The sequence below is a fragment of the Nostoc sp. FACHB-280 genome, assembly GCF_014697615.1.
Classification (GTDB): Bacteria; Cyanobacteriota; Cyanobacteriia; order Cyanobacteriales; family Nostocaceae; genus Nostoc_B.
In genome coordinates this window covers 251,917-264,519 of record NZ_JACJSD010000002.1, presented here as the reverse complement: position 1 = coordinate 264,519, position 12,603 = coordinate 251,917, and the positions used below count along the sequence as shown (strand labels likewise).

7 protein-coding genes are annotated in these 12,603 nt (G+C 43.1%); 4 read left to right on the top strand and 3 right to left on the bottom strand.

All coding sequences use genetic code 11. The annotated features are described in order from the left end of the window. Positions 1-230: 230 nt before the first annotated feature. Positions 231-2,456, bottom strand: coding sequence for a photosystem I core protein PsaB (gene psaB / locus H6G75_RS02965; protein ID WP_190978500.1), 2,226 nt, complete (start codon positions 2,454-2,456; stop codon positions 231-233). Between the two features lie 118 nt (positions 2,457-2,574). After that, positions 2,575-4,833 carry a photosystem I core protein PsaA gene (psaA, locus tag H6G75_RS02960; RefSeq protein ID WP_190978499.1) on the bottom strand — a complete coding sequence of 753 codons (2,259 nt, stop codon included), beginning with the start codon at positions 4,831-4,833 and terminating at the stop codon, positions 2,575-2,577. 517 nt (positions 4,834-5,350) lie between these two features. Here psaA and H6G75_RS02955 point away from each other — a divergent pair. Beyond that, positions 5,351-6,832, top strand: coding sequence for a hypothetical protein (locus H6G75_RS02955; protein WP_190978498.1), 1,482 nt, complete (start codon positions 5,351-5,353; stop codon positions 6,830-6,832). An 11-nt stretch (positions 6,833-6,843) separates the two neighbouring features. Here the strand turns inward: H6G75_RS02955 and H6G75_RS02950 are convergent, their stop codons facing one another. After that, a complete protein-coding gene (locus H6G75_RS02950) occupies positions 6,844-7,746 on the bottom strand; it encodes a glutaminase (protein WP_190978497.1) in 903 nt (300 codons plus the stop codon). Between the two features lie 265 nt (positions 7,747-8,011). On the opposite strand from H6G75_RS02950, the gene H6G75_RS02945 reads away from it, so the two are divergent. The 3 genes from H6G75_RS02945 to H6G75_RS02935 all read left to right on the top strand — a co-directional run bounded on the left by H6G75_RS02945 (position 8,012) and on the right by H6G75_RS02935 (position 12,571). Continuing rightward, positions 8,012-9,526, top strand: coding sequence for a thioredoxin-like domain-containing protein (locus H6G75_RS02945; protein WP_190978496.1), 1,515 nt, complete (start codon positions 8,012-8,014; stop codon positions 9,524-9,526). Between the two features lie 133 nt (positions 9,527-9,659). Beyond that, entirely contained in the window at positions 9,660-10,721 is a 1,062-nt protein-coding gene (locus H6G75_RS33745) for a DUF952 domain-containing protein (RefSeq protein WP_190978495.1), read from the top strand. A gap of 296 nt (positions 10,722-11,017) precedes the next feature. Further along, positions 11,018-12,571 (top strand): NAD(P)H-quinone oxidoreductase subunit N, encoded by a 1,554-nt coding sequence (locus H6G75_RS02935; protein WP_190978494.1) that lies wholly within the window; start codon positions 11,018-11,020, stop codon positions 12,569-12,571. Positions 12,572-12,603: the final 32 nt, after the last annotated feature.

The following is a 12,603-nucleotide window of genomic DNA, read 5'->3' as shown; positions in this document are numbered from 1 at the left end:
TGATTGTTATATGCGTTAATTACTTTCTGACGCAGATCACAGGAGTAAGGTTTCATTTCACAATTACTTAGACGTTAATATACTCCATTATCCCATAGTGTATTTTACTCAAGCAGGAACCGCTATATTTATATTTCCCATTACTCAAGAAACAACTTAACAATCCCAACAAAAAATCCCCCACCTTACGGCAGGGGATTTTTTACTTACCTACAAAACTAGTAGCCAGATCAACCGAACTTACCAGCAGTGGAGGCGATGAGGAAGGCTGCGTAGGTGAGGACATAGCCAACGGTGAAGTGAGCTAGACCAACCAAACGTGCTTGAACGATGGAGAGTGCAACGGGCTTGTCTTTCCAGCGAACTAAGTTAGCTAGAGGAGTACGCTCGTGCGCCCAAACCAAGGTTTCGATCAACTCTTGCCAGTAACCTCTCCAGGAGATGAGGAACATGAAGCCAGTTGCCCAAACTAGGTGTCCGAAGAGGAACATCCAAGCCCAAACAGACAGGTTGTTCACACCGTAGGGGTTGTAACCGTTGATCAACTGTGCAGAGTTAGCCCACAGGTAATCACGGAACCAGCCCATTAGGTAGGTGGAGTTTTCGTTGAACTGAGCAACGTTACCTTGCCAAATACCTAAGTGTTTCCAGTGCCAGTAGAATGTTACCCAACCTACTGTGTTCAACGCCCAGAAGAGAGACAAGTAGAAAGCGTCCCAAGCGGAGATGTCGCAAGTACCGCCACGACCAGGGCCATCGCAAGGGAATGCGTAACCGAAGTCTTTTTTGTCTGGCATTAATTTAGAACCACGAGCATCCAAAGCACCTTTGACTAGGATGAGGGTGGTTGTGTGTAGACCTAGCGCGATCGCATGGTGTACCAAGAAGTCGCCAGGGCCAATTGTTAAGAAGAGGGAGTTGGTGCCAGAGTTAATGGCATCTAACCAACCAGGCAACCATACGTTTGCATAGTTGGGGTAAGCTGTGTAAGCAACACTGTCAGGGTTAGACAACAAGGTGTCTAAGCCGTAGAGAACTTTACCGTGAGCAGCTTGGATGAATTGAGCAAATACTGGCTCAATCAAGATTTGCTTTTCAGGAGTACCGAAAGCAACTACTACGTCGTTATGAACGTACAAACCGAGGGTATGGAAGCCTAAGAAGAGAGATACCCAGCTTAAGTGAGAGATAATCGCTTCTTTGTGCTTCAGTACGCGATCTAATACGTTGTCTTTGTTTTGTTCGGGGTCGTAGTCACGTACCCAGAAAATTGCACCGTGGGCAAACGCACCAACCATCAAGAAAATTGCAATGTATTGGTGGTGGGTGTATAAAGCTGCCTGGGTGGTGTAATCCTTAGCGATGAACGCGTAAGAAGGCAGGGAATACATGTGCTGCGCCACCCAAGAGGTAACAACACCCAAACAAGCCAAGTGCCAACCTAATTGGAAGTGCAGAGAGTTGTTGTAGGTGTCATAAATGCCTTGGTGGGGCATGTTGAAGGGGCCTTCAACTTTTTGGCCAAAGAAAGTTTTGGCATTCATCATCTCTTTGATGCTGTGACCAATACCAAAGTTGGTACGGTACATGTGACCAGCGACGATGAATAATACTGCGATCGCTAAGTGGTGGTGAGCAATGTCAGTCAACCACAGAGCTTCTGTTTGCGGATGGAAACCACCCAAGAAGGTCAGAATCGCTGTACCAGCACCAGTGGATGTACCAAAGAGGTGGCCTGCGGTATCTGGGTTTTGGGCGTAAACGCTCCAGTTGCCTGTAAAGAAAGGCTGTAAGCCTGCTGGGTGGGGCGCTGTGGTTAAGAAGTTATCCCAACCTACGTGCTGTCCACGAGCTTCGGGGATAGCAACGTGAATCAAGTGACCAGCCCAAGCCAAAGAGCTAACACCGAACAAACCAGCGAGGTGGTGGTTGAGGCGAGATTCAGCATTCTTGAACCAAGCAAGGCTGGGGCGGAACTTGGGTTGCAAGTGCAACCAACCAGCGAACAATAACAGGGCAGCAAATAGGAGTAGACCTAGTGAGCCAATGTATAGTTCTTGGTTTGTCCGCATACCGATGGTGTACCACCAGTGGTAGACACCAGAGTAAGCAATGTTTACAGGATTACTAGCACCAGCTTGGGTAAAAGCTTCAATAGCTGGTTTACCAAAGTGGGGATCCCAAATCGCATGAGCGATGGGACGGACGTGTAGAGGATCTTTAATCCACTGTTCAAAGTTACCTTGCCAGGCTACATGGAACAGGAGGCTGGAAGCCCAAAGGAAGATGATTGCCAGATGTCCGAAGTGAGTAGCGAAAATCTTTTGGTAAAGATTTTCTTCGGTCATGCCATCGTGGCTCTCAAAGTCATTGCCCATTGCGATCGCATACCAAATGCGCCGCGTGGTTGGGTCCTGTGCGAGATCCTGGCTAAATTTTGGAAATTTTGTTGCCATAGCTTTGATATTTCCTCTGACCCTTAGCCATCAGGTTTCAGCTTAATTTCGGATTTTAGATTTTGGATTTTGGATTGAATCTAAAATCTGAAATCCAAAATCCAAAATTCACTGATTGCTATCCTACTGAAAGAATGTGTGCGTGGAAGAATGCCCAGGTTGTTGCAATTCCTCCTAGGAGGTAGTGTGCTACACCAACTGCACGGCCTTGAGTGATGCTCAAAGCGCGGGGTTGGATTGCAGGTGCTACCTTCAGTTTATTATGCGCCCAAACGATGGACTCAATTAGTTCTTGCCAGTAGCCGCGACCACTGAACAGGAACATTAAGCTGAATGCCCAAACAAAGTGAGCGCCCAGGAACATTAATCCGTAAGCAGACAAAGCACTGCCGTAGGAGTTGATTACTTGAGAAGCTTGCGCCCACAAGAAATCACGCAACCAGCCGTTGATTGTGATGGCACTTTGGGCAAAGTTACCACCAGTAATATGAGACACATTACCAGATGCGTCTACAGTTCCCCAAACATCAGATTGCATTTTCCAACTGAAGTGGAAAATCACAATAGATAGGGAGTTATACATCCAGAACAATCCGAGGAACACGTGATCCCAACCGGAAACTTGGCAAGTACCGCCACGGCCAGGGCCGTCGCAAGGGAAGCGGAAACCTAAGTTGGCTTTATCGGGAATCAAGCGTGAGCTGCGAGCGAATAGTACGCCCTTCAGCAGAATCAGCACTGTTACGTGGATGGTGAAAGCATGGATATGGTGAACCATGAAGTCAGCAGTACCCAATGCGATGGGCATCATTGCGACTTTGCCACCAATAGCCAAGATACCGCCGCCAAAGGCATAGCTAACAGGCTCTAAGGCGTTGGGAGCAGTGCCACCAGGAGCCAATGTGTGTAGGTTCTGCACCCACTGAGCAAATACTGGTTGCAACTGAATTGCTGTGTCGGAGAACATGTCTTGGGGACGGCCCAAGGCACGCATTGTGTCGTTGTGGATGTACAAACCAAAGCTGTGGAAGCCGAGGAAAATACAAACCCAGTTGAGGTGGGAAATAATTGCATCCCGGTGACGAATCACCCGATCCAGTACGTTGTTTTGATTCACAACAGGATCATAATCCCGCACCATGAAGATGGCAGCGTGAGCCGCACCACCGACGATCAAGAAACCGCCGATCCAAATGTGGTGGGTGAAGATACACAACTGAGTTGCGTAGTCAGTTGCCAAATAAGGATAAGGAGGCATCGCGTACATGTGATGCGCGATGATGATGGTCAGCGAACCCAAGAAAGCAAGGTTGGTTGCCAATTGAGCGTGCCAGGAGGTGGTCATATTTTCATAAAGACCCTTGTGACCTTCCCCAGTGAAGGGGCCTTTGTGGTTTTCGAGGATCTCTTTGATGCTGTGACCAATGCCCCAGTTTGTGCGGTATTGATGACCAGCGATGATGAAGAGTACAGCGATCGCTAAGTGGTGATGAGAAATATCAGTCAACCACAGACCACCAGTTACAGGGTTTAAACCACCCTTGAAGGTTAAGAAGTCAGCGTACTGACCCCAGTTCAAGGTGAAGAAAGGTGTTAAACCAGCCGCAAAGCCGGGGAATAAGTCGATCAACAGGCTCTTGTTCAGGATGAACTCATGGGGCAAGGGGATATCTTTAACAGCCACCCCTGCATCCAAAAGCTTGTTGATGGGAGCGGAAACGTGAATTAAGTGTCCAGCCCATCCCAAAGAACCGCAGCCCAACAGCACTTGCAAGTGGTGGTTCAACATCGACTCCACATTCTGGAACCATTCCAGTTTGGGAGCGCGTTTGTGGTAGTGGAACCAGCCAGCAAATAAGAACAAGCCTGCTAATACCAAGCCGCCAATAGCTGTGCAGTAAAGCTGGAAGGAGTTGGTGATACCCCAGCCACGCCATACTTGGAACAAGCCAGAGGTGATTTGAATACCGTGGAATCCACCACCAACATCACCATTCAAAATGTCTTGTCCCACAATGGGCCAAACGACTTGAGCACTGGGCTTCACGTTCAATGGGTCGCTTAACCAGGCTTCGTAGTTAGAGAACTTCGCGCCGTGGAATATCATCCCGCTTAACCAGATGGTCACAACGGCCAGGTGTCCGAAGTGAGCCGCAAATATTTTGCGGGAGATATCTTCTAAATCGCTTGTATGTGTATCAAAATCGTGGGCGAGAGCGTGGAGGTTCCAAATCCAAGTGGTGGTTTTGGGGCCTCTAGCTAGAGTTCTGTCGAAGTGTCCGGGTTGCGCCCATCTTTCAAATGAGGTTGGTACCGGGTCGTTATCGACTATCACTCTTGCTTTCTTTTCCTCTCGCTCCGGAGGACTAATCGTCATTCGACCTCCTCTCGTGATAAGGAATGAGGAATCATGAAACCACAAAGTGATCCTTAGTCGCCTTCTCCAGGGTAGTGGCTGGAGCAGCGATGAAGACGCTATGTGGAAGTTTGTTTCTGTTGAATTATAAAGTCTTTACTTGTACATTGTTGGAGAGAATTTAACAATAATTCAAAATCCTCAGATTTATTGTCTGATCTACCTTTTAACTGTAAACTCCTGAGCAAAAAGTCAATACTTTCTCCATTTAATTTACAAAGAATAACAATTCGTTAAACTTATGATTAATGGGTATAATGTCCGCCGACTCAGTACTCTCGACTTTAGTTAAAGATATTTTTGGTACGAGAGAAAAGCATATATTAGAGAAAATAGTAAAAAAGAATACTGTTTTCCTGTAATTTTTAAAAAATACATAGTGAATGCTCACAATTTCACCTTTTAGGCTATGGTGTGCAATGCACAGTTTAAGGCAAAATTATTTTGCAGTTTTGCAGACTATAACTGGGTGTCAGGTATGAATTTGTGGTGTATGAAGTCTTTAAAACACATCCTCCCCAGGAGTCTGACTATTTTCAAGTGGCTCATAATACTAGTATTGGTCTTGAATTTAAGCAGTTGTGCAGAGAAAGCTGTTAGTCAAGATGTATCTGTTAGCCCTAGAGAAAAATATCAACCAACTTCGCAGCAATTTACAGAAATTGCCCCACCAGAAGTAATTCAAGAACTGCGCTCAACTTTAGAAGTGTACCGTCCCCAGGTAACTATAGTCACCCCTTCATTTGATGAGATTATTCAAGACACTAAAGTTAAAGTTCAATTTCAGGTAAAAGATTTACCTATATTTAAAGATCCAGAATTTGAATTAGGGTCTCATCTCCAGGTAATTTTGGATAATCAGCCTGCTATCTCGGTGTATGACTTAAGCCAGCCGTTGATTTTGTCTGATTTATCTCCGGGTACACATAGTTTACGTGTATTTGCTTCTCGTCCTTGGGGTGAAAGTTTTAAGAATGAAGGGGCTTATACTCAGACATTGTTTCACGTTTTTACAAAAACAGATGACAACAGCCCTGAGCCTAGCGTTCCTTTACTAACTTACAACAGTCCTCAAGGTAGTTATGGTGCTGAACCAATTTTACTGGATTTTTACTTAACAAACGCTCCGTTACACTTAGGCGCTACAGATGATCCTAATGATTTGTTCAGTGATTGGCGTATCCGTTGCACTATTAATGGTGAAAGTTTTGTGTTTGATCGCTGGCAAGCAGTTTACCTCAAAGGTTTCCAACCTGGAAATAATTGGGTGAAGCTAGAATTTTTAGACAATCAAGGTAACGTTGTGAAAAATGCCTTTAATACAACTGTGAGATTAATCAACTACCAACCCAAAGGTAAAGATACACTGTCTCGCATTGTTAGAGGTGAACTCAAGGCGGATGAAGTACGCAGCATAGTCAATCAAAGTTACATTCCTCAGCCACCAATTCCTACACCCGAAGTTCCGGAGGTAGTTCAACCACAACCAACTGAGTCACCAACGCCAGAACCGGAAGTGACACCGACACCACAAGTTACTGCGTCGCCAATACCAGAATCAGAAGTGACACCGACACCACAAGTTACTGAGTCACCAATACCAGAACCGGAAGTGACACCGACACCACAACCAACTGAGTCACCAATACCAGAACCGGAAGCCACACCGACACCACAAGTTACTGCGTCACCAATACCAGAACCGGAAGTGACACCGACACCACAACCAACTGAGTCACCAATACCAGAACCGGAAGTTATACCGACACCACAAGTTACTGCGTCACCAATACCAGAACCGGAAGTTATACCGACACCACAAGTTACTACATCACCAATACCAGAACCAGAGGTAACACCCACAGCAGTTCCTGAAACACAAGCAACCGAGTCTTTAAAGTCGAGATTTGGTAAATATTTTCAGCGTCGTCAAATTCCAACATCTCAAGGGGAGGGATAAGAGGTGATTTTTTAGAAAATACTCAATTCTAATTTTTGCGCTAAAGCTTCAATAAAAGCGATCGCACCTACGGAATTTCCGACTATATTTAATGCGGGACTGTAGCAAGCGATCGCTCCGGTGTTTGGTACTATGGCTAACATGCCACCGCTAATGCCTGATTTCATCGGTAAACCAATTTTGAGAGCGAATTTAGCCGAGTCTTGGTAAAGTCCACACATCAACATCACAGCGTTAACTATTCGGTGATGCTGTAAATTATCGCCACCAGCTAAGGCTTTCCCTAATAAAGCTAAATCTTCTACTCTGCCTGAAAGACAGCATATTTGCTCATAAGTATCAAGAGCTATTTCAGGATTTTTCAGGCGATTTTTTTCAGCGAGATAATTGGTGAGTGCTTGGTTAATTGGGGAACGTGAAGCGCGTACCGAAGCCAGCATGACTTCATCTAAATATATTTGGGAACCTGCTAACTGATTTAACCATTGACAGAGATGTGAAGTGCGATCGCTTGCCGTCTTTCCTGGTAATTTATCAGCTAGAGTAATTGCACCACTATTAATCATTGGGTTGCGGGGATATCCACCATCTGTAATTAATTGTTCTAAAGAATTAAACGCCGCATCTGATGGTTCAACGCCTACCCATTGAAAAACTGTATCTGCTCCCATCACTTCTAGCAGATACAAAAATGAAAATACTTTTACTACACTCATTAAAGGAAACACACAACCTGTATCTCCCGAAGTGTAAGTTTTTCCTGATAAACAGCAGATGTGAACAGCAAACCAGTTAGGATGAGCAACAGATAATTGTGGGATGCGATCGCACACTTTACCATCTACGGTCTGAATTTTAGCTTGTTGCACCCAAGTAGTTAAATCAGTGGTAGTAAGTTTATCCAGTTTGATCAAAAGTGATACAGCCTCAAAATTATTCTCAGTTAGGTATAGCAGTAACTAGTCCACAGGCTTAAAACTTTCTTTTTGTCTAGGTTATTAAGCAGGGGTTACGTAAAATGATGAAAAAACGAACCGCATAGACGCGCAAGCGGCTTCCCGCAGGGTAGAACACAAAGTTAAGAGAATTTTAGAGGGTTATTGCGTACGTCCTGATTAAATTATCTTACCTACACCCTCATACCCCTAAACCCCTACACCCAAAATTAAAGGATATCTCATGACTCCCCGCGTCAGAGCGCCAGAATTACCCCAAAATTACACTTGGCTAAACACTGACAAACCTTTGTCCTTAAAACAACTTAGGGGTAGAGTTGTCATCTTAGACTTTTGGACATACTGCTGTATTAATTGCCTGCACATCTTACCAGACTTGAAATATTTGGAAAACAAGTACAAAGATAGTCTGACAGTAATTGGTGTCCACTCCGCCAAGTTTGACAATGAACAAGAAACAGAAAATATCCGCCAAGCTATTTTGCGCTATGACATTGAACATCCAGTTCTAGTAGATCAAAATTTTCGTGTATGGCAAGAATATACTGTGCGTGCTTGGCCGACATTCATGATTATCGACCCTAAAGGTTATGTAGTTGGCTATGTTTCTGGCGAAGGTAAGCGTGAGGTTTTAGATAAGTTAATTGCCAAAATTATTGCCGAGCATCAGCAACAAGGTACAATCAACTTTCAAGAAATCAACCATATTTTAGAAAAGCAGCAACAACCAATAATTTCACCCTTAGCTTTTCCTGGTAAAGTTTTAGCCACGCCAATAGGTTTATTCATCGCTGATTCTGGACATCACCGCTTAGTTTTGAGTAACTTTGATGGCGAAGTTATCCACATTATTGGTACAGGAAAATCTGGTTTAATTGACGGTAGTTTTAGCGAAGCACAATTTTCTGCACCACAGGGAATGGTATTTGATAGCGAAAATCAAATTCTGTTTGTTGCTGATACTGAAAATCATGCTTTGCGGCGAGTTGATTTAAAACGCCAAATAGTTGAGACAATAGCAGGAACTGGAGAACAAAGCCGTAACATTTATCCTCATGGTGGTGTTGGTTTAGAAACTGCGCTGAATTCTCCTTGGGATTTAGTCAAAGTTGGAAATATTTTATTTATTGCAATGGCGGGTTCCCATCAAATTTGGCAAATGAACTTAGCCACTAACATCATCAAAACCTATGCTGGTACAGGTGGAGAAGGTTGTGTTGATGGTTCACTAATAGAATCGGCTTTTGCCCAACCTAGTAGTATCACTACAGATGGACAAAAACTATATATTGCTGATAGTGAAATTAGTACAATTCGGAGTGTGCAAATGGTTGAACCATACCAAGTTACAACTATTTGCGGTAGTCAACAGTTATTCGGTTTTGGTGACGTGGATGGACAAAGTACAGATGTGCGATTACAACACTGTATGGCGGTAGAATATGCAGGAAATTTTTTGTGGATAGCAGATACATACAACCACAAAATTAAATTAGTTAGTCCCAGCACAGGTAATTGTCAAACAATTTTGGGCGATGGTTTGGCTGGTTTACAAGATGGACAAGGTAAAAACAGCCGCTTTTTTGAACCTTCTGGATTAAGTGTTATGGGTTCACATCTGTATATTAGTGATACCAACAATCACGTTATTCGCTGTGTTGATTTAAATAACTTTACAGTGACAACAATGCAGTTTTCTGGTTTGTGTGCGCCAGATATATGTATTCCTCAGACTTAAGACAGTCTGCTATGGCAGTCTTAAATCATTTGTGAAATTCTCTTTCTTTTCCTTCCTCTCATTCTTTGTGTCCTTTGCGTCCTTGGCGGTTCGTTAAAAAAATATTTTTTCACAACTCAGATAGGATTGCTATATGAACCTAGTAATTTTTGATATTGATGGTACACTCACCAATACAAACCAGATTGATGAAATCTGCTTTATAAATACCTTTGCTTCAGAATTTGGTTTTCTTGATATTAATTCAAACTGGGCTGAATACAAAAATATTACAGACTCTGGCATTACTCAGCAAATTTTTCAAGAAAGATTACAACGTCAGCCATCAGAATTAGAAATCAAAAGATTCAAACTTGCTTTTGTTGCCAAACTCCAGCAGGAAATTAGTACACAGAAACATCTATTTAGTAGCATCACTGGTGCAGAAAAGGTATTGGCTGAACTACAAACCTCTGTTACATGGCGTGTAGCGATCGCAACTGGCGGATGGTATGATTCTGCTATATTAAAACTGCAAGCAGCCGACTTGGCAATACACAACATTCCCTTAGCTTCATCTGATGATGGCATTTCTAGAGAAGATATTATTAATGCGGCGATTCTCAAAGCTAAAAATATCTACAAAGTTGAAGATTTCACCAAAATAGTCTTTGTAGGTGATGGTATTTGGGATATTAAAGCTGCACGTAATTTAAATATTAGTTTTATTGGGATAGCCAATCACCAAGCACCAGAAAAATTATTAGATGCTGGTGCTAAATCAGTACTGCAAGATTTCGACAACTGTGATTTTACCAAACTACTCGATACAGCAGAAGTCCCAAAATCCAACATTCCCTTCCTTCTGCATATTACACAGCGCCAGCAATGGGAACAAGCGAAAGATAATGATATTTATATAGCAGAATCTCTCGCTAAAGAAGGTTTTATTCACTGCTCAAAAGTAGCACAGATTATCCCAGTTGCTAACAGATTTTTTTATAACCAACAAGAATTAGTTATATTATTAATTGATAGTCAAAAAGTTAAAGCAGAAATTCGCTACGAAGCGGCTGAAACCGGAGAAATATTTCCGCATATTTATGGAAGTTTAAATATAGATGCGGTAACTCAAGTGATAGATTTTGCATCAGGCGTTAATGGCTACTTCGATTTACCAAAGCAACTGCAAGATTTACTCGCGGAAATTGAATAATTAGCAGACAAGTATATTTAGCAATACCGATTGTTTATTTAGTTACCATTGCTAACAGATAGCTAGAGCAGTATCTGTATTGACAAAACGCGCAATATGAATTTCAACTATAATTTAATCTAATGATAATGATAGAGTCTTGGGTGGAAGTTAGCTGATCCGCTTCTTTTAAGCTAATTTTACGCAAGAGTCAGTCTATGCTTAAGACAGAAAGATAAATGCAACTTTGGTAATGAACAATAGATAAAATGAACAAAGTTAGCCTTAATGTCTAATCGCCAAAACCTATATATCTCATGGATTTTGCTAATCTTGCATCCCAGTTGAATGCTGGAACAATTCTGCCAGAGGGAATTGTGATTGTTACCCTCTTAGGGGTTTTGATTGTTGATTTGATTTTGGGGCGTACATCTTCACGCTGGATTGGATATCTAGCGATCGCGGGTTTACTAGCCGCAGTTGTCGCCCTATATTTTCAATGGGATAATGCCAATCCCATCTCCTTTACTGGCGGCTTCACTGGTGATGACCTCAGTATTGTGTTTCGCGGTATTATCGCTTTGTCTGCCGTTGTGACGATATTGATGTCAATTCGCTACATTGAGCAGAGTGGTACCGCCTTAGCAGAATTCATCGCAATTTTGCTAACTGCTACGTTAGGAGGAATGTTCTTATCTGGTGCTAGTGAGTTAGTGATGATTTTCATCTCACTAGAATCTTTAAGTATTTCCTCTTACCTATTGACAGGGTATACCAAGCGTGATCCCCGTTCTAACGAAGCGGCGCTGAAATACCTGTTGATTGGTGCTGCTAGTACAGCAGTATTTTTATACGGCGTTTCCTTGCTGTACGGTTTATCGGGTGGTCAAACAGAATTAAGTGCGATCGCAGATGGTATCATCACAGCCAAAGTCAGCCAATCACTCGGTTTGGTGATTTCACTCGTCTTCATCATTGCAGGTATTGGCTTCAAAATTTCGGCTGCACCCTTCCACCAATGGACACCAGACGTTTACGAAGGCGCACCCACCCCGGTAATTGCCTTTTTATCTGTTGGTTCCAAAGCAGCCGGTTTTGCTTTAGCCATTCGCCTATTAACTACAGTCTTCCCAATGGTGGCTGACGAGTGGCGATTTGTCTTTACCGCCCTCGCTATTCTCAGCATGATTTTGGGTAACGTAGTGGCTCTGGCACAAACTAGCATGAAACGGATGCTGGCTTACTCATCCATTGCTCAAGCTGGATTTGTGATGATTGGCTTAATTGCTGGTACAGAAGCTGGATACGCCAGTATGGTCTTTTACCTGCTGGTTTATTTGTTCATGAACCTGTGTGGCTTTACCTGCGTTATTCTCTTCTCCCTGCGGACAGGAACCGACCAAATTGCCGAATACTCAGGCTTGTATCAAAAAGACCCACTGTTAACATTGGGTTTGAGTATTTCCTTACTGTCTCTCGGCGGTATTCCACCACTGGCTGGATTTTTTGGCAAAATCTACTTGTTCTGGGCTGGTTGGCAAGCTGGTCTTTATGGATTAGTGTTGCTAGGTTTGGTAACTAGTGTGGTTTCCATCTATTACTACATTCGCGTAGTCAAAATGATGGTAGTTAAAGAACCCCAAGAAATGTCCGACGTAGTGAGAAACTACCCTGAAGTGCGTTGGAATTTACCAGGATACAGACCTTTACAAGTAGGGCTAGTGGTCAGCTTAATTGCAACTACTATATCCGGGATTTTGTCAAACCCACTGTTCACATTGGCAAACAATTCCATTGCTCACACCCAAATCTTACAAGCAACAATTACCAAAGTGAGTACAGTTCCTCTAGAAGAACCAGAAAAGCTGTAACTTACTTTTACTTTTTGTATATGGCTAATAGC

Bases quoted from the DNA above. Each gene is read 5' to 3' on its own strand.
- psaB (WP_190978500.1), bottom strand. From the start codon at position 2,456: ATGGCAACAAAATTTCCAAAATTTAGCCAGGATCTCGCACAGGACCCA.
- psaA (WP_190978499.1), bottom strand. From the start codon at position 4,833: ATGACGATTAGTCCTCCGGAGCGAGAGGAAAAGAAAGCAAGAGTGATA.
- H6G75_RS02955 (WP_190978498.1), top strand. From the start codon at position 5,351: ATGAATTTGTGGTGTATGAAGTCTTTAAAACACATCCTCCCCAGGAGT.
- H6G75_RS02945 (WP_190978496.1), top strand. From the start codon at position 8,012: ATGACTCCCCGCGTCAGAGCGCCAGAATTACCCCAAAATTACACTTGG.
- H6G75_RS33745 (WP_190978495.1), top strand. From the start codon at position 9,660: ATGAACCTAGTAATTTTTGATATTGATGGTACACTCACCAATACAAAC.
- H6G75_RS02935 (WP_190978494.1), top strand. From the start codon at position 11,018: ATGGATTTTGCTAATCTTGCATCCCAGTTGAATGCTGGAACAATTCTG.